A 17,709-nucleotide genomic window follows, 5' to 3' on the forward strand; every position below is an offset into this window, starting at 1 on the left:
GATTTTCCATGCGCGATGTAGCAATTGTCGGTATCGGCTGTCGTTTTCCGGGCGGCATCGAGGGGCCGGACTCGTTCTGGGATCTCGTCGTGCGCAAGGGCGACGGGATCGTGGAGGTACCGTCGGACCGCTGGAACCTCGCGAAATTCTACGACCCGGACCCGGATGCGCCGGGCCGGATGTACACCAGGCACGGCGGATTCCTGACCCAGTCGCTGTGGGAGTTCGACGCCGAGTTCTTCGGCATCTCCCAGCGCGAGGCCTCGATCATGGACCCGCAGCAGCGGCTCCTGCTCGAGGTCGCCTGGGAGGCGCTCGACGACGCGGGGATGGCGGGCCGGGTCAGCGGTCGTGAAGTCGGCGTGTTCGTCGGCGGCTTCATGAACGACAACGCGCTGGTGCGCAGCGGCTCGGTGTCGCGGGCCTCGATCAACAGCCACAGCCCGACCAGTTCCTCGCACACGCTGCTGTCGGCCCGCATCGCGTTTCTGCTGGATCTGCTCGGGCCGACCATGACCATCGACACCGCCTGCTCCTCCTCCCTGGTCGCGCTGCACCAAGCGGTGCTCGCGCTGGAGTCGGGTGAATGCGAGTCGGCGATCGTCGGCGGTGCCAACGCGATGCTGCGGCCCGAGGCGTTCATCTCCATGTGCAAAGGCCGGTTCCTGGCGGTCGACGGCCGCTGCAAGTCCTTCGACGCGGCGGCCGACGGCTACGGCCGCGGCGAGGGCGCGGGCGCCGTGGTGCTCAAACCACTGGGAGCGGCGGTCCGCGATCGCGACCGGATCTACGCGGTGGTGCGCGGCAGCGGGGTCAACCAGGACGGCCGCACGCTGGCCATCCCGGTGCCCAACCCCGTCGCGCAGGAGGCACTGGCCCGGCGGGTGCGCAGGCTGGCGGGCATCGACGCGCACGACATCCGCTATGTGGAGGCGCACGGCACCGGCACACCGGTCGGCGACCCGCTCGAATTGGCCGCTCTGGGCGCGGTGTACGGCGCGGTCGACGGCCGCGACGAACCGCTGCCGGTCGGCTCGGTGAAGAACAACATCGGGCACACCGAGGCCGCCGCGGGCGTCGCGGGCGTGATCAAGGCCGCGCTGACGTTGCACCACGGCGTCATCGCACCGCAACTGCGGCTGGACAACCCGAATCCCGAGATAAAGTTCGACGAACTGCGAGTACGCATCCCGCTGGAGACCGAGCCGCTGCCGAACGACGACGGCCGGGCCGCGGTGGCGGTCAACAGCTTCGGTTACGGCGGCACCAACGCCCATGCGATCCTCACCCGCGCGCCCGAAGCGCTCGCGCCCGCCGACGAGTCCGCGCGCGGGCCGATCACCGTGCTGCCGCTGTCGGCCCGCAACGAGACCGCGTTGCGCACGATGGCCACTCAGCTGCACGGCCTCACCGAGACGGCTCCCGTCGACGCGATGACCGAGGCGGCGTGGACGCGGCGCGCGCACCATCCGCTGCGCGCCGCGTTCGCCTACCGCGACACCGGCGAACTGCGTTCCCAACTGGCCGATTTCGCCGTGGGCGCGGGCAAGTCACCCGCTCGCGCGCTCACCGACGGATCCACCCGTCCGGTGTTCGTGTTCAGCGGCATGGGCCCGCAGTGGTGGGGCATGGCCCGCGGCCTGCTCGACGCCGACGGGCATTTCGCCGCCGCGGCGCGGGCGATCGACGAGGTCTTCCGCGAGATCGCGGGATGGTCGATCCTCGAGGAACTCTCGCGCCCCGAAGCGGATTCGCGGATCACCGGGACCGCGTACGCGCAACCGGCGAACTTCCTGGTCCAGGCCGCGCTGGTGGCCGAACTCGCCGAACTCGGCATCCACCCCGCCGCGGTGGTCGGCCACAGCGTCGGCGAAGTCGCCTCGGCCTACGCGTCCGGCTCGCTGTCGCTGCGCGACGCGCTGCTGGTGAGCTATCACCGCGCCCGGTTGCAGGCCACCACCGCGGGCACCGGCGGCATGCTCGCCGTCGGACTGTCCGACGAGCAGATGCGCGAGCGCCTCGCGGGCGTGCCGGGCGTATGCGTCGCGGCGATCAACAGCCACTCCGCGGCGACGTTGTCCGGCGGCCTGGCCGAATTGGACCGTATCCGAGCCGAACTCACCGAAGAAGGCGTCTTCGCCAAGGCGCTGCGCGTCGAAGTGCCCTACCACAGCCACCTGATGGACCCCATTCTCGGCGATCTCACCACGGCGCTGGCCGGGCTCGCGCCGCGACCCGCGCAGGTGCAGATCTGGTCCACCGTCACCGGTCGCGAACTGTCCGGGCCCGACTGGGACGCCGAGTACTGGTGCCGCAACGTGCGCGAGCCCGTACGGTTCGGCGCGGCCGTGGACAGCCTGCTCGACGCGGGCCACCGGGTCTTCCTCGAGGTGGGGCCGCACCCGGTGCTCAGCGGCAATATCAGAGAGGCGTTCGTGCGCCGCGGCCTCGACGGCGCGGCGATCAGCACCCTGTCGCGCGACGCCGACGACCACGACAACCTGCTGCGCGCGGTGGGCGAGCTGTACCAGGTGGGCGGGCTGGACACCACGCACGCGCCCGGCGCGGCGGAGACGCCCGCCGCGCACCTGGACCTGCCCCGCTACCCGTGGCAGCGCCGCACGCTGTGGTCCGAGGACCCGGCGATCGAGGCGGACCGCATGGGCGCCGTGGACGGCTACATCATGCTCGGCCAGCGCACCGCGGCTTCCGCGCCGGAATGGGAAGTCGAACTGTCGGTGGCCGCGCTGCCGTGGCTGCCCGATCACGTCGTGGACGGGTCGGTGGTGCTGCCGGGTGCGGCCTATCTGGACGCCGCGCTCAGCGCTGTCGCGGTACGGACCGGTCGCACCGCCTTCGGGCTGGAGTCGGTCCAGTTCGTCGCGCCCCTGATCATCGGCAGGCACGACGTGCCGGTACTGCGTCTCACGGTCGAGGAGACCACCCACCGGTTCACCCTGCGCTCGCGCGCCGCCACCGCGACCACCTGGACGGTCAACGCGCACGGCAGGCTGGTCGAAGCGGACGTCGACGCGCGCACCGTCGACCTCACCCCGGCGGCGGACGCGGTGCAGGTGAGCGCGGCGACGCTGTACGACGGCCTCGCCGCACACGGTTTGGCCTACGGGCCGAGTTTCCGGCTGATCACCGGCGCCCGCGTCGGTGCCGACTCCGTGCTGGCCCGGCTCGATCTCACGCCGCTGACCGGTAGCGCGCCGAGCCTGCCGCACCTGGCCCATCCCGCCGCGGTCGACGCCGCGCTGCAATGCTTCGCCGCCCTGTACGCCCAGACCGCGCGCGGCGCGAGCGTGGTGGTGCCGTCCTCGGTCGCCGGGGTCCGCTGGACCGGGCCGCTGCCCGAGCGAGCCGTCGTGCTGGTCCGCCGGGTGGACGGCGAGCCGCTGTGCGCCGACATCACCATTGCTACACCGGAAGGTGCTGTGGCACTGACACTTTCGGGTGTGCGTTTCGCCCGCCTCGCGGCCGAGCCGGATCTGCACGAGCAGCTCGACGGCCTGTTCTACGAGCCGGTGTGGTCCATCGTCGACGACACCACGGCCGCCGACGAATTCGTGGGCGGCGACGAGTTCCTGCTCGTGGTCAGCCTGGGCAGCACCGTCTCCCAGCGCGCGAAGGAGATCGCCGGCGCGCGCGCCTCCTCGGAGATCCTCACCCTGGAACCGGAGGAGGCGGGTGCCTCGGATCGTGTCCTCGCCGCCCTGCGCGCCGCCCACGAGCGGCCCGGCATGACGCGCGGCCGGCTCGTCGTGGTGTCCGGCGCCGAACTGGACGCGGTGCCCAATGCCTACGGACTCGCCCTCGTCGCCAAGGCGGTCGGCGAACTGGTGGTCGGCGAGCAGGACGATGCCACGGCGGCCGAGGTGCGCGCGGTGGTGGTCACCGAACAGGCGTTCTGCCTGCCGATCGACGCCTTCGCGCACCCCGCGCAAGCCGCGCTCACCGGCGCCAGGCGCACGCTGCGCAACGAGCAACCCGCGGTGCACTGGCGGCTGGTGGACACCGAACCTGCCACGCGCGCCGCCGACATCATCGAGCAGGTGCTCGGCGACGGACGAGCCGACGAGGTCGCGTTGCGCGCGGGCGCGTGCTGGGCGCTGCACCTGCGCAGATCCCTGCGCGAGCAGCTGGCGGCCTGGGACGAGGCCGCGCCGCTGACCGACCCGGAAAGTTCGTTCCGCCTCGAGATATCGCGCTCACGATTGCTGTCGGATCTGGCCTGGCGCGCGGTCGACCGCGTGGCGCCGGGCCCCGGCGAAGTCGAGATCCGGATGGACGCGGTGGGCCTCAACTACAAGGACGCGCTCAAGGCGCTCGGCGTACTCACCGAGAAAGAGCTGGCCGGAACATATTTCGGCACCGAACTGGGGATGGACGGGTTCGGCGTGGTCGAGCGGGTCGGCCCCGGGGTGACCGAGGTCGCCGTCGGTGACCAGATGTCGGTGTGCGCGCGAGATCTGGTCCGGCGGCACGTCACCCTCCGGCCGGACGAGGGCGCCACCATGCCCCTCGACTACCCGGATTCGGTGCTCGACCCGTGCCACTCCAGCTCGGTACTGCCCTTCCTCACCGCCGAATTCGCCTTCGGCGACCTCGCTCATGTGCGACCGGGCGAGACGGTGCTGGTGCACGGTGCGGCAGGCGGCATGGGCATGGCCGCGGTGCAGGTGGCGGTGCGCCTCGGCGCGCGGGTGATCGCGACGGCCGGCTCGGACGAACGCCGCGCTGTGGCCGCGGCGGCGGGTGCGCACGAGGTGGTCAACTCGCGGTCGGTCAGCTTCGTCGACGACGTGCTCGCGCTGACCGGCGGACGCGGCGCCGATGTGGTCTACAACTCCTCCCCCGGCGAGATCCTCCAGCAGAACTTGCGGGTGGCCGCCGAGTTCGGCCGGGTCATCGAGATCGGCAAGGCCGACATCTACGGCGGCGGCGCGATCGATCTGCGCCCGTTCGACCGGAACCTGTCGTTCTTCGCCGTGGACATGGACCGCGCCCTGGCCGCGCGCCCCGAGCTGGTCCGCCGCGCGGCACGCCGGGCGATGGACGCCCTGAACGGGGGCACCTACGACTACCTGCCCTATACCGCGTTCCCGCTCGCATCGACCACCGAGGCGTTCGAGACCGTGGTCCGGTCCAAGCAGATCGGCCGGGTCGTGCTGGATCTGCGCGAACCGGAACCGACCGTCCTGGTCAAACGGCCGAGTCTGCCGATCGACTCGCAGGCCGGCTACCTGGTCACCGGCGGCTTCGGCGCGTTCGGCCTGGCCACCGCGCGCTGGCTGGTCCGGATCGGTGCGCGGCGCCTGGTGCTGGCCGGGCGCAGCGGCGCCACCACGGACGCGGCCCGCGCCGCGATCGCCGAATTGACCGCCGCCGGAGCGGAGGTCATCGAGGAACGCCTCGACATGTCCGATTACGACGCCGTCGCCGCACTGGTCGAGCGCATTCAGGCGAGCGGGCATCCGCTGCGCGGGGTGTTCCACGCGGCCGGTGTGGTGAACAACCTCGAGGTCCCGCAGATCACCGCCGAGTCGCTGGCGGAGATCTTCGGGCCCAAGGTCGCGGGCGCGATCAACCTGGACACCGCGATCACCGCCGCCGACATCGAACTCGACATGTTCGTGCTGTTCTCCTCGGCCAGCAGCATCGTCGGCATTTCGCCGCAATTCGGTTACGCGGCGGCCAATTCCGTGCTCGACATGATCGCCGCCGTCCGCCGCGCCCGTGGCGCCGCCGCGCTGGCGGTGAACTGGGGCTTCATGAGCGGTGGTGGCGGCATGGCCGACTACGAGGCGGTCAGCCGGTATGCGGAGATGACCGGTTACCGCTCGGTGGACATGGACGTGGCCACCGACCTGCTCGGCGAGTGTCTGCGGCTGGACCTGCCGCAGATCGTGCTGTTCGACGTGGACTGGAGTCAGTGGGCGCTGGCGCACCGCCCGTCCACCCGCACACCGCGTTTCGCCGAGCAGGTGGCGGCGGCGGGCGGCGGCGCGGCGGGCGCGGGCGCGCTGCGGGCGGAGATCCTCCAGCTGGGTCTCGAGCAGCGCGGCGAGGTGGTGGCCTACCTGCTCGCCGAACAGCTCGCCGCGGTGCTCGGCGTCGACGCCGAGACGGTGGACCTCAACACCCCACTGCCCGAACTCGGCATGGACTCGTTGATGGGCATGGAGTTCGGCGCCCGCGTGGTGCAGGTACTCGGCACCCAGCTGTCGGTTCTCGCCGTGATCGGTCTGACGTTGCGCGGGCTCGGCGCGCGAATCGCCGAGCAGATAGCCCAGGAAGAAGAGCGCGCGGCGAGGAGCGAGGACGAATGACCGACAACAACCCGAGGGAGCTGGCCCGCGCGATGCTGGCCAGGCACGCGAGCGGCGAGACGACCGCCGCCCCGGCCACGACCAACGGCGCGCGGACCGCGAACGGGTCCGCCACAGTCACCGCGACCACCGCCAAGGGCAACAGCGTGCCGCGCGGGGTCGCCCACACGTCCTTCCGTGACCATCCCGGCGTGCTGGAGGCGGGGCAGCGGTTCGGGCGGTTCGACGCGTGGGTCGAGCAGGTCGGTCTGATCAACCCGTATTACTTGCCGCACGAGGGCCTCAGCGGTGCGGTGACCAGGATGGCCGACCGAGATGTGGTGAACTTCAGCAGCTTCGGCTACCTGGACCTGGCCGCCGACCCGCGGGTGCGCCACGCCGCCAAGGACGCGATCGATCAGTACGGCACCTCCGCCGCCGCGGTCCGGATCGTGGCGGGCGAACTGCCGATCTATCGCGAACTGGAAGCCGAGATCGCCCGCGTCTACGACACCGAGGCGGCCCTGGTGACCGCGAGCGGTTACCTCACCAATGCCGCCGCGGTCGGATTCCTGCTCGGCAAACGCGATCTCGCGGTCTGCGACGCCCTGATCCACCACAGCGTGGTCTCCGGCACCGAGTGGTCGCGCTGCAAGCGCGTCTCCTTCCGGCACAACGATCCCGAGTCGCTCGAGACGATCCTCAAGATGTCGCGGCGCAGCTTCGACCGGGCCATGGTGATCATCGAGGGCCTCTACAGCATGGACGGCGACGTGGTCCGGTTGCCCGAGATCATCGAGGTGGCCCGGCGCTACGACTGCTCGATCATGATCGACGAAGCGCACTCGTTCGGCACGCTCGGCGCCACCGGGCACGGCGTGCGCGAGTTGTTCGACCTGGCCGGCGACGCCGTGGACGTCTGGATGGGCACCCTGTCCAAGGCGCTCGGCAGCGTGGGCGGTTACCTCGCGGGCAACCGGGAACTGGTCGACGGATTCAAATACGTCGCGGGTGGCTTGAGCATGTACACCGCCGCGCCTGCCCCCTCGGCCATCGGCGCCGCGCTGGCCGGGCTCGAGGTACTGCGCGACGAGCCGGAACGCGTGACGCGGCTGCGGCACAACAGCGAGTACTTCCACCGCCGCGCGAAGGAATACGGCTTCGACATCGGCACGTCGGAGGATTCGCCGATCATCCCCGTCATGACCGGCGCCGACGAACCCGCCGTGCTGGCGGCGCTCGCCATGCTGCAACGCGGCTTCAGCGTGAACGCCATCACCCATCCGGTGGTCCCGGCCGGGGAGGCCAGGTTGCGGTTCTTCATCAACTGCAGGCACACCGAGCAGCACATGGACCAAGCGCTGGCCACGCTGCGCGAGGTGCTCGACGGACTCGCGGACACCGCGGGACAGCAATTCACTCTCGCCCATGAGGAGCAGCACTCGTGAAAATTCCCCTCAACCGATCCCTCCTCCGAAAAGCGGTGGTCCCCGGGGTGGCCCTGCTGCTGATGGGCTCGCTGTTCATTCCCGCGCGGTCGGCGCTGCTGCCCACCTACGACGAGGCGGGCGGGCCGATCGCGAGCAAGTTCGATTTCACCGCGATGCCGATCGCGCTGCCCAAGGGGCTGCCGACCGACCGCAAGATCCGCGAGTTGCGGGAGCCGTACAAGCACCTGTCGGCCTGGATCTCCTCGGTCGGCGCGGCGATCGCGATGAACGACTTCGACGGCAACCGGCTGGCCGACGACCTGTGCGTGGTCGACCCTCGCTCCGATACCGCCTTCATCACGCCGACGCCGGACAGCAACACCGGCCGGTACGAACCGTTCGTGCTCGATCCGAAGCCACTGCCCGCCGACTCCTCCACCGTCCCGTCGGGCTGCATTCCCGGCGACTTCAACGGTGACGGCAGGCTGGACGCGCTGGTGTCCTACTACGGCCGTACGCCCATCCTGTACCTGCAGCGCGCCAACGCGACCCGCTTGGACGCCAGAGCGTTCCGCCCGATCGACATCGTTCCCTCCCCGAATACTCCGGACGGGCACTACGAGGGCGAGCGCTGGATCACCGCGGCGGTGTCGGTCTCCGATTTCGACGGCGACGGCAAGCCGGATATCTACCTGGGCCAGTACTTCAACGACATGGACGTGCTCTCCAAGGAGGGTCAGCTCGGGCTGTGGATGACCGACTCGCTGTCCAATGCGCGCAACGGCGGCAAGGACCGGATCTTCACCCTGGCCTCCGCGAAGTCGGGCGACGAACCGACCGCCGACTACCGCGAGGTGGCCAACCCGTTCCCGATCGGGATGGACACCGGCTGGGCGCTGGCTGCCGCCGCGTCCGACCTCAACGGCGATCAGCTGCCGGAGCTGTACGTGGCCAACGACTTCGGGCGCGACCGCCTGTTCGTCAACCGGTCCACGCCGGGGCGGATCCGCTTCGGTTTCGCCGAAGGCGAGCGCGGCATCACCGAGCCGAAGTCGTATGTGCTGGGCCATGATTCGGACAAGGGCATGGCCGCGGACTTCGGCGATCTGAACGGCGACGGCATGCCGGACCTGTTCGTCAGCAACATCGCCGTGCGCTTCGCGCTGATGGAGGGCCACTTCGCGTTCTACAACACCGCCGAGGACACCGCCGACGCGGCGCGTCAACTGGCCGACGGCACAGCGCCGTTCAAGAACCGCGCGACGGACGTCGGACTGGCCTGGGAGACCTGGGGGTGGGACGCCAAGATCGACGACTTCGACAACGACGGCCGCAACGAAGTGGTCCAGGCCACCGGCATGATCAAGGGCGACACCAACCGGTGGCCGCAGATCCAGGAACTCGGCACCATGAACGACAACCTGACCAAGTACCCGTGGTCCTGGCCGGTCATCACCGAGGACGCCGATCTGGCAGGCAGCGATCCGGTGGGCTTCTTCAGTCGCGGTGACGACGGCAAATTCGCCAACCTCACCCATGCCCTCGGGATGGACACCCCCGTCCCCTCGCGCGGTATCGCCGTGGGCGACACCTCCGGCAACGGCGCGCTGAGCTTCGCCGTCGCGCGCCAGTGGGGTGATCCGACCTTCTACCACAACAACAAGGCAAACAACGGCCAGTTCCTCGGTCTGAAGCTGTTCAAGCAGGCCTGGGAGGGCACGGCGACCACGAACACCATCGCCGGTCTTCCCACGCAGGGCGTTCCCGCGGTGGACGCCCAGGTCGAGGTCCGCACGCCGGACGGTCGGTTGTTCATCGGCCACCTCGACGGCGGCAGCGGGCACACCGGGAAGCGGGCCACCGAGGTGCACATCGGCCTCGGCGACATCGACCCGGCCGCCCCGCTGAACGTCGTGCTCCGCTGGCGGGAGACCAACGGCACCCCGCACGAAGAAACCCTCCAGCTCGCGCCGGGCTGGCACACCGTGAACCTCGCCTCGAACGCGCAGGAGGTCAAGCAGCGATGAGCGACAACGACAACACCGATCCGGGCGAGGCGAAAGCCGCGTCCAACGGCCATCACGAAACCCAGGCGGCCGACGGCAGCGCCGCCGACGGCGGGCCCGAGGGCAACGGCGTGGCCCCGGAGAACGATCCGGCCGCCACGGCGGGTAACGGCAACGGAACCAGCGTTACGGCAGCCGAACGCATCTCGGCCGTGCAGCGCTCGGGCACCGAGTTCGCCAAGGAATGGGTGGAGAAGCCCGCCGCGACGAAAGACACGCGCTACCTGGCGTTGCGCAACTTCGCCATCTCGATCACGATCTTCAACCTGATCGGATTCCCGCTGCTGGGCTTCGAGCAGCCGTTCCTCTGGCCGTTCATCGCGCTGGCCACCGCGTACTCCACCGAGATCGGGCTGGAAGTCCTCGCGGCGTGGGCGTACAAGCGACCGCCCGCCTTCCGGGGCCGTGGGCCGCGTGGGTTGTTCGAGTTCCTGCTGCCCGCGCACATCACCGGCCTGGCGTTCAACTTCCTGACCTTCGCGCACGACAAGCTGTGGCCGGTCGTCTTCGGCATCGTGGTCGCGGTCGGCACGAAATGGGTTTTGCGCGCCAAGATCAACGGCAAGATGCGCCATTTCATGAACCCGTCGAACTTCGGGGTCGTGGTGTGCTTCCTGGTGTTCCCGATGATCGCGGTGGCGCCGCCGTACCACTTCACCGAATACATCACCGGCCCGGCGGACGCGCTCATCGTGCTCGGCCTGCTGATGACCGGCACCATGCTCAACGCCAAACTGACGCTGAAGATGCCGCTGATCATGGCGTGGGTGAGCGCGTTCGCGCTGCAGGCCATCGTGCGCGGGCTCGTCGAACCGAACGTCTCGATCCTGGGCGGTCTGAGCGTGATGACCGGTCTGGCGTTCGTGCTGTTCACCAATTACATGGTCACCGATCCGGGTACCACGCCGTCGGGCAAGAAGCAGCAGATCATGTTCGGTGGCTCGGTCGGCATCATGTACGGCGTGGTCACCGCGCTGCACATCTCCTACGGCCTGTTCATCGCGCTGGTCATCGTCTGCGGCGCGCGCGGCGTCTACTGGTGGGTGCGCGGCATCGCCGAGTGGTGGGGGCAACGCGGCGCGACGCCCGGCGCGGCGGAGCAGCCCGTGGTGGCCGACGACCTGGAGGCCGACATCGCACGTGAACCCGAGCCCGCGAAGGAGGCTGCCCGCTCATGATCGACAGCGCCGAGCTGTGCGGGCTCGGCGTTTCCACCATCGGTGCCACCGTGGTCACCACCGGGTGGCCACGGCCGCACGGCATGACCGCCGACGCGTTCACGTCCGTCTCGCTGGATCCCCCGCTGATCCTGGTGTACGTCGCCCACACCGCACGCCCACACCGGGCGATCCACGAGGCGGGCGCGATCGCCGTTTCGGTGCTGCCTGCACACCAGGAGCCGGTGGCCCGATACTTCGCCGACTCCGCGCGCCCGACGGCAGCGCGCAATCCGACCGGGTCGAGTGGTTGCCCGGCCCGCACACCGCGGCGCCGATGCCGGCGAACGCGGCCGCGGGCTTAAAAATGCGATCTCCACAACGATGCCCAAGATTCCTCCGACGATTGGAGAACCCCATGCCCTCGCCGTTGGGTCCGCTGCGCGCGGCCCTCTTCGTCCCCAGTCCCGCCGGTGTCCGCAGGGTGCTCAGCGGATTCGAGCAGCCCGACCAGCACACCGCGCTCGAACTCGAGCAGGTGACGATGCACCTGGTCGGCGGTATCGACTCCGCGGTCCGCAGCTCGGACAACGACGAGCTGATCGCCGCGCTGCTCCAGGTGCCGCCGAAGTATCGCGGGTTCGCTTACGAGGGCGCCGCGGTCGGCCTCACCGCCGTCGACTCGCTCTCGCCGGGCCGGCGCGCCGCCGAACTGATCGACGGCCCGGCCAGTGACTACGCCCTGACCATGTATGTGGGTGTCGGCCTCGCCATGGCGAAGATCCCGAAGCTCCGGTGGAAGAAACTGTTCCCGCAGCACCCGCTGTTCCGCTGGCTTGCCATCGACGGGTACGGGTTCTACAAGGCGTTCTTCCAGATGCAGCGCTACGTGCGGGACAAGCACGTCGAGACCCGCTACCCCGGCTGGCTCGGTGACCGGGACAACCTGAAGCGCATCGCGGATCAGGGCATGGGCCGTGCGCTGTGGTTCATCGGCGGCGGCAGTCCGGCCGGTGTCGTACGGCTGATCGGCGAATTCGCGCCCGAACGGCACGCCGATCTGTGGAGCGGCGTCGGCATCGCCGTCACCTTCGCAGGCGGCGTGGAACCCACTGCCATGGAGGAACTCTGGGACGTGGCCGGACAGTTCCGGCCACAGCTGTCGCTCGGCTCGGCCATGGTCGCGCGCATCAGGCAGCAGACCAACAGCGTCAACGAGCACAGCGAGGCAGCCGCGCAGGTCTTCTGCGGGACCAGCGTCGCGAAGACCGATGCGCTGATCGAGAGTTCGCTCGACGACCTCCCCGACGACGGCACCTCCGGCACCTATCTGTTGTGGCGGGATCGGATCGCCGACATCGTCACGGCGAGCCGGGCCTGAGGGTCACCGCGATGGCACGGGTCAGGGACTGGGCCGGCAAGCACGTCATCGTCACCGGCGGATCGGAAGGGATCGGCGCCGCGGTGGCGGAGGTCTTCGCGCGGCGTGGCGCGCAGGTCTCGCTCATCGCGCGCCGGAAGATTCCGCTGCGCGACACCGCGAAACGATTGGGTGCGGACCGGGCCACCGCGGACGTGACCCGCCCGGATCAACTCGCCTCCGCCATCGCGGAATTGGAGCAGCGCAATGGGCCGTGCGATGTCATCGCCTGCTGCGCGGGACTCACGCTGCCCGGACGGTTCCTCGAAGTGGACGCCGACGAGTTCGAGACGCAGATGTCGGCGAACTATCTCGGCGCGGTGCACGCGGTGCGCCGGGTGCTGCCGGGCATGGTGCAGCGGGGCGGCGGGAAGATCCTGCTGGTCAGCTCGACTTCGGCGTTTCTCGGGATCACCGGTTACACCGGTTATGGACCCACCAAGGCGAGTATCCGGCAGCTGGCGTTGTGCCTGCGCTACGAGGTCGAGCCGAAGGGCGTGGACGTCACGGTGATCTATCCGGCCGATACCGACACGCCGGGGCTGGCGATGGAGAACCAGCGAAAGCCGGTGGAGACCAAGGCGATCACCGGGTCGATCGAGCCGATGTCGGCGCGACGGGTCGCCGAGGCCGCGGTGCGGGGAGTCGAACGCGGACACCACCACATCGCCCTCGACCCTCTGACGCGGTTCTTCCTGGCCTGGGCGAATCTGCCCGAGGATCTGGCGCGACCGTTCATGCGCCGCACCATCGAGAAGGCGCTACGCGGCAACTGAACACCCGACCACGCGAAAGGCCCGCCCGCACATCGGATAGTGATGCGCGAGCGGGCCTTTCGCGTATCACCCGACGATGACGACCACGCAGGCCGCGATGAAGAGCAGCTGAACCAGACCCCGCAGCGGCAGCGGCATGGTCTTGATGCCCAGTTCGGCGCGGGCGGCGCGGACGTTCGCCGGGAACAGCGCCACCAACAGTGCGATCAGGCACGCCGCGGCCAGGGCGGCGGTGGCCGGGATCAGCACGCCGACCGCGCCCGCCAATTCCAGCACGCCGGTCAGCGTCACCAGCGCGGGCGCGTTCGGCAGCCGCGGCGGCACCATGGCGATCAGGGCGTCGCGGCGCGGCTGGAGGAAGTGCGCGCTCGCCGTGAGGGCGAGCATCGCGGCCAGGCCGAGTGCTGTCGCGTACGCCCACGCATCGAGCAGGCCGTTGCCGGTCAGCCAGCCGATGAGCCGGGCGAGTGCGGTGACGGCGACGAGGACAACCAGCGGGGCCATCGGGTCTCCTGTGCATCGAGAGCAAATCTTGACAGTGGAAAGATTAAGCTCGCCGCCGCAAACTTGTCAACGTCTAGATGATCGGTCACCATCGAGGCATGGCGAAGGACGGCTACCACCACGGAGATCTCCGCTCGGCGCTGCTGACCGCGGCCGCCGAGCGAATCGCCGCCGACGGCGTCGACGCGCTCTCGCTGCGCAACCTGGCCCGGCACGCGGGCGTCTCGCACGCCGCGCCCGCCCACCACTTCGGCGATCGAGCCGGACTGCTCACCGCCTTGGCCACCGAGGGTTTCGAGCTGCTGGCCGAACAGCTCGCGCGAGCGGGCGAGGACTTCCGCGAGGTCGCGGTGGCATACATTCGCTTCGCGCGCGAGCACCCCGGACACTTCGACGTGATGTTCCGGCACAGCCTCTTGCACGCGGAGGACGCGGCTCTGCGCTCCGCGCGCGAACGTTCCGCGCTGGCGCTGCGCGCCGGCGTCTCGGACATCCAGCCGGGCCACAGTCGCGACCGGCAGCAGGCGACCCAACTCGCCGCCTGGTCCCTGGTGCACGGCTTCGCTTCGCTGTGGCGCGAAGGGGCACTGCATAATTCATCACTGGCCGCCGATTCCGACCCGGAGGCCCTGGCCCGCAAGATGTTGTCCACCATCCGGTTCGACTGACCGGAAACCGGCTTGCGCCCAGCCGCCACCGTGCTATCCAGAGACCCGGAAGGAGCGGGCGGCCACCCCCAGCTGCCATCGACACATGGACATCCACGCCTACCCGACCGAGGCGACCACACCGGTGGACCCGACCGAAGCACACCGGATCGCCGAGGACCACTTGGCCAACGGCGACTATGCCGATCGCGCAATCACCTACCACCTGACCGAATTCGACATCTGCTTCGTCGCCGTCGCCACCTTCCCCCGCCCACCGCAGGCCGATCCGGACAGCCCGCCGGTGATCGTCGGTGGTTCGGTCTGCGTCATCGACAAGTCCACCGGCGCGGTCTCCTACTGGCCGACCTACCCGGCCGACCTGGTGGCCGAGCAGTACGCGGCCGCGCTGCGAGACGGTCGCCTGGTGATCGAGGACGGCTGGCCGGAGGACGACGACGAGCCACCCTCCGCGTGACCGGGCGGTCCCGATCGCCCTATGGACGACCTCGGCCCAACCCACCCGCCAACAGTGCTCGGACCAGATCGCCACCCAGGGCGCCGAGACACTGCCGGTCGCCGAGGACAGCGCCTATCGCGTCGAAACAGCGGCAGGCCGCACCGCCTTCATCACCGGCCTATCCCTCGACAACGCTGTGCACGCGTACACGGCCTCGGCATCCGTCTGGTCCGCCACGCCGTAGACGACGCCCGCGACCGATCCCCCTCCGCACAGGACGAAGTGGGTCTCTCTGTCGAGGGTGGCGGGACCGCCGCGGTTCAGAATGCGGGCTGGGCAGGGAGGTCCGGGTTCGGGTTCGGGGCGGGTTCGCCCGCGTCGGGGACCTCGGTGCCGCGCAGCGAGGTGCCCGCGGTTTCGCGCAGGTAGTTCCAGGCGACCAGGCCGATGAGAGACGCGCCGACCATGTAGAGGGCGGGGAACAGCGTCCAGCCGGTGGCCTCGATGACGGCCTCGTTGATCAGCGGGGCAGTGCCACCGAAGGCCGCGGTGGAGACGTTGTAGGCCAACGCGAAGCCCGCGTACCGGACGTGGGTCGGGAAGATCGCGGGGAAGGTGGAGCTGATGGTGGACAGCTGCGGCACGTACAACAGGCCGAGCACGATGAATCCGATGATCGCCCACGCGGTGCCCTGCCCCATCAGCCAGTACATCGGCACTGCCAGCACGGCGAGACCCACCAGGGAGAACAACCACATCGGGCGGCGCCCGACACTGTCGGACATCCTGCCGAAGAATGGCAGCACCACCATCATCACCAACTGCCCGACCAGCATCATCGCGGTGGTGGCCGACTCCCCCATACCGATGGTTTTCTGTAGATAGGTGGGCTGGTAGGTGAGCAGCGTGTAGTTCACCACGTTCAGCGCGACCACCAGTCCGGCCAGCGTGAGGGTCTCGCGCCGGTAGGTGGTGAGCACTTCGCGCAGGCCGCCGGGCGGACGCTTGTGCTCGGCGACCTCGGTGAACACCGGGCTCTCGTCCAGCTTGGCCCGCAGGTACCAGCCGGTCAGGCCGAGCGGGATGGCGATCAGGAACGGGATGCGCCAGCCCCACTCGTGCATGGTGTCCGAACCGAGGGCGAGCTGGCAGGCAAGCACGGTCGCGGAACCGCCGACGAAGCCTGCGAGGGTGCCGAACTCCAGGAAGCTGCCGAGGAAACCGCGTTTGCGGTCGGACGCACACTCGGCGAGGTAGGTTGCCGCGCCGCCGTATTCGCCACCGGTCGAGAAGCCCTGCACCACCCGAAGCAGGATGAGCAGGACCGGGGCCAGCACACCGACGGACGCGTGGGTGGGCAGTACGCCGATGGCGCCGGTGGCGGCGGCCATGAGCAGGATCGTGGTGGCCAGCACGGCTTTGCGGCCGATCCGGTCACCGAGCGGTCCCCACACCATGCCGCCGAGCGGCCGCAGGACGAACGAGATCGCGAAGCCGAGCATGGTGCCGAGCGTGCCGAGTTCCCCGGGGAAGAAGGCATCGGTCAGGTACGTCGCGGTGGCGGCGTAGACGCCGTAGTCGAACCATTCCGTCGCGTTGCCCATGGCGGAGGCCGCCACGGAACGCCGCAGCGGGAAACTCTGCGATGTTCGGTCGGTCACGTGCACGTCCTCTCCAGTCCGTCCACGGACCTCGGTTCGTTCCACCTCGGGCTGGACCGGAGGTGTGGCACGAAACAAACCGATACCCAGGATCAGCCCCCCGCAAACAGTCCCGGATCCTAGAACGCGAGGAAAAGGTCACTCTGACCTGCAACTATCCAACCAATAGTGATGCCGGTCACAGTGACTCGCATTCACGACCGCCAATCAGTGTGTATCCGCGGCCGGGGCACCGACCGCCGGTCGCTCACCGGTGATCATGCCCGTCCCAGCATGGCGGCGATGCCGGCCGTGACTTCACGTGCCAGGGCACCGCCGACCGGAGCGTGACGACTCAACAGCCGGTACCGCATGGCTCCGAACGCGAAATCCAGCACGAGAGCCAACGGCACCGGCCCCGGAAGATTCGCCGTCGTCCACACCCCCGCCGCAGCAGCGTATGCGAGGCGGCACGGCGCGGGCCGATCTCGATTGTTGGCGCCGAAACAGCGCCCCGAACTACAGCGGCGTCACGTACGCGCCCGCGATGCCGCCGTCGACGAGGAACTGCGACGCGGTGATGAAGGAGGAATCGTCGCTGGCGAGGAAGGCGACGGCGGCGGCGATCTCCTCGGGTTCGGCGAACCGGCCGAGCGGCACGTGCACCAGACGCCGCGCGGCGCGCTCGGGATCCTTGGCGAACAGTTCCTGGAGCAGGGGCGTGTTCACCGGGCCGGGGCACAGGGCGTTCACCCGAATGCCGTTGCGGGCGAACTGCACGCCGAGTTCCCGGCTCATCGCCAGTACGCCGCCCTTGGAGGCGGTGTAGGAGATCTGCGAGGTCGCCGCGCCCATCACCGCGACGAAGGACGCGGTGTTGATCACCGAGCCTTTACCGCGCTCGAGCATGTGCCCGATGGCGTACTTGCTGCACAGATACACGGAAGTCAGATTGACCTCCTGGACGCGCCGCCACGCGTCGATGCCGGTGGTCAGGATCGAGTCGTCCTCCGGCGGGGAGATGCCCGCGTTGTTGAACGCGATGTCCAACCCGCCGTAAGTGTCCACCGCGGTCTGGAACAGCGCCTCGACCTGGGCCTCCTCGGTGACGTCCACTTGGACGTACCGGCCGCCGACCTCGTCGGCGGCCGCCGCACCGGTCCCGGTGTCGATATCCGCGACCACGACCTTCGCCCGTTCCGCCGCGTTGCGTCTGAAAGTGGCCTGACCGATACCGCTCGAGCCGAGGGTGTTTTAGGTGTGTGGATGATGTATTCGGTGCATGGTTTGTGGTG

At 69.4% G+C, this 17,709-nt stretch carries 11 protein-coding genes and 1 pseudogene; 9 read left to right on the top strand and 3 right to left on the bottom strand.

Annotated features, from left to right (window positions below):
• The first annotated feature begins 8 nt into the window (after positions 1-8).
• Genes ACFU5M_RS23280 through ACFU5M_RS23310 form a run of 7 tightly spaced genes read left to right on the top strand, consistent with a single transcriptional unit; the run spans position 9 to position 13,163 of the window.
• Positions 9-6,335, top strand: coding sequence for an SDR family NAD(P)-dependent oxidoreductase (locus ACFU5M_RS23280; RefSeq protein ID WP_379052572.1), 6,327 nt, complete (start codon positions 9-11; stop codon positions 6,333-6,335).
• Positions 6,332-7,762 carry an aminotransferase class I/II-fold pyridoxal phosphate-dependent enzyme gene (locus tag ACFU5M_RS23285; RefSeq protein ID WP_379052574.1) on the top strand — a complete coding sequence of 477 codons (1,431 nt, stop codon included), beginning with the start codon at positions 6,332-6,334 and terminating at the stop codon, positions 7,760-7,762. The genes ACFU5M_RS23280 and ACFU5M_RS23285 overlap by 4 nt, the downstream gene beginning before the upstream one ends.
• Complete coding sequence (locus ACFU5M_RS23290) at positions 7,759-9,771, top strand: CRTAC1 family protein (RefSeq protein WP_379052575.1); 2,013 nt, start codon at positions 7,759-7,761, stop codon at positions 9,769-9,771. Before ACFU5M_RS23285 ends, ACFU5M_RS23290 begins: the two co-directional genes overlap by 4 nt.
• Positions 9,768-10,988, top strand: coding sequence for an enediyne biosynthesis protein (locus ACFU5M_RS23295; protein WP_379052576.1), 1,221 nt, complete (start codon positions 9,768-9,770; stop codon positions 10,986-10,988). Before ACFU5M_RS23290 ends, ACFU5M_RS23295 begins: the two co-directional genes overlap by 4 nt.
• Positions 10,985-11,332, top strand: coding sequence for a flavin reductase family protein (locus ACFU5M_RS23300; protein WP_379052578.1), 348 nt, complete (start codon positions 10,985-10,987; stop codon positions 11,330-11,332). The genes ACFU5M_RS23295 and ACFU5M_RS23300 overlap by 4 nt, the downstream gene beginning before the upstream one ends.
• Positions 11,333-11,385: 53 nt before the next feature.
• Entirely contained in the window at positions 11,386-12,348 is a 963-nt protein-coding gene (locus ACFU5M_RS23305; protein ID WP_379052579.1) for a DUF1702 family protein, read from the top strand.
• 11 nt (positions 12,349-12,359) lie between these two features.
• The gene (locus ACFU5M_RS23310; protein ID WP_379052580.1) at positions 12,360-13,163 is read left to right on the top strand and encodes an SDR family oxidoreductase; all 804 of its coding nucleotides are present in this window, start codon (positions 12,360-12,362) and stop codon (positions 13,161-13,163) included.
• 66 nt (positions 13,164-13,229) lie between these two features.
• On the opposite strand, the gene ACFU5M_RS23315 is transcribed toward ACFU5M_RS23310, so the two are convergent.
• Positions 13,230-13,667 (bottom strand): hypothetical protein, encoded by a 438-nt coding sequence (locus ACFU5M_RS23315; RefSeq protein ID WP_379052582.1) that lies wholly within the window; start codon positions 13,665-13,667, stop codon positions 13,230-13,232.
• Between the two features lie 98 nt (positions 13,668-13,765).
• On the opposite strand from ACFU5M_RS23315, the gene ACFU5M_RS23320 reads away from it, so the two are divergent.
• Both ACFU5M_RS23320 and ACFU5M_RS23325 read left to right on the top strand, forming a co-directional pair.
• Positions 13,766-14,335, top strand: coding sequence for a TetR/AcrR family transcriptional regulator (locus tag ACFU5M_RS23320; protein ID WP_379052583.1), 570 nt, complete (start codon positions 13,766-13,768; stop codon positions 14,333-14,335).
• An 85-nt stretch (positions 14,336-14,420) separates the two neighbouring features.
• Positions 14,421-14,792, top strand: a complete 372-nt coding sequence (locus ACFU5M_RS23325) for a hypothetical protein (RefSeq protein ID WP_379052584.1) — start codon at positions 14,421-14,423, stop codon at positions 14,790-14,792.
• A 302-nt stretch (positions 14,793-15,094) separates the two neighbouring features.
• On the opposite strand, the gene ACFU5M_RS23330 is transcribed toward ACFU5M_RS23325, so the two are convergent.
• A complete protein-coding gene (locus ACFU5M_RS23330; protein WP_379052587.1) occupies positions 15,095-16,378 on the bottom strand; it encodes an MFS transporter in 1,284 nt (427 codons plus the stop codon).
• A gap of 555 nt (positions 16,379-16,933) precedes the next feature.
• A pseudogene (locus tag ACFU5M_RS23335) lies at positions 16,934-17,665 on the bottom strand (3-oxoacyl-ACP reductase); the annotation flags it as partial.
• Between the last annotated feature and the right edge of the window lie 44 nt (positions 17,666-17,709).

The organism is Nocardia sp. NPDC057455 (genome assembly GCF_042802775.1).
Taxonomy (GTDB): Bacteria; Actinomycetota; Actinomycetes; order Mycobacteriales; family Mycobacteriaceae; genus Nocardia.

What these genes read in the sequence shown, in the direction of transcription:
- ACFU5M_RS23330 (WP_379052587.1), bottom strand. Translation starts at nt 16,378, where the DNA reads ATGGGCAACGCGACGGAATGGTTCGACTACGGCGTCTACGCCGCCACC.
- ACFU5M_RS23320 (WP_379052583.1), top strand. Translation starts at nt 13,766, where the DNA reads ATGGCGAAGGACGGCTACCACCACGGAGATCTCCGCTCGGCGCTGCTG.
- ACFU5M_RS23295 (WP_379052576.1), top strand. Translation starts at nt 9,768, where the DNA reads ATGAGCGACAACGACAACACCGATCCGGGCGAGGCGAAAGCCGCGTCC.
- ACFU5M_RS23285 (WP_379052574.1), top strand. Translation starts at nt 6,332, where the DNA reads ATGACCGACAACAACCCGAGGGAGCTGGCCCGCGCGATGCTGGCCAGG.
- ACFU5M_RS23305 (WP_379052579.1), top strand. Translation starts at nt 11,386, where the DNA reads ATGCCCTCGCCGTTGGGTCCGCTGCGCGCGGCCCTCTTCGTCCCCAGT.
- ACFU5M_RS23310 (WP_379052580.1), top strand. Translation starts at nt 12,360, where the DNA reads ATGGCACGGGTCAGGGACTGGGCCGGCAAGCACGTCATCGTCACCGGC.
- ACFU5M_RS23315 (WP_379052582.1), bottom strand. Translation starts at nt 13,667, where the DNA reads ATGGCCCCGCTGGTTGTCCTCGTCGCCGTCACCGCACTCGCCCGGCTC.
- ACFU5M_RS23280 (WP_379052572.1), top strand. Translation starts at nt 9, where the DNA reads ATGCGCGATGTAGCAATTGTCGGTATCGGCTGTCGTTTTCCGGGCGGC.
- ACFU5M_RS23300 (WP_379052578.1), top strand. Translation starts at nt 10,985, where the DNA reads ATGATCGACAGCGCCGAGCTGTGCGGGCTCGGCGTTTCCACCATCGGT.
- ACFU5M_RS23325 (WP_379052584.1), top strand. Translation starts at nt 14,421, where the DNA reads ATGGACATCCACGCCTACCCGACCGAGGCGACCACACCGGTGGACCCG.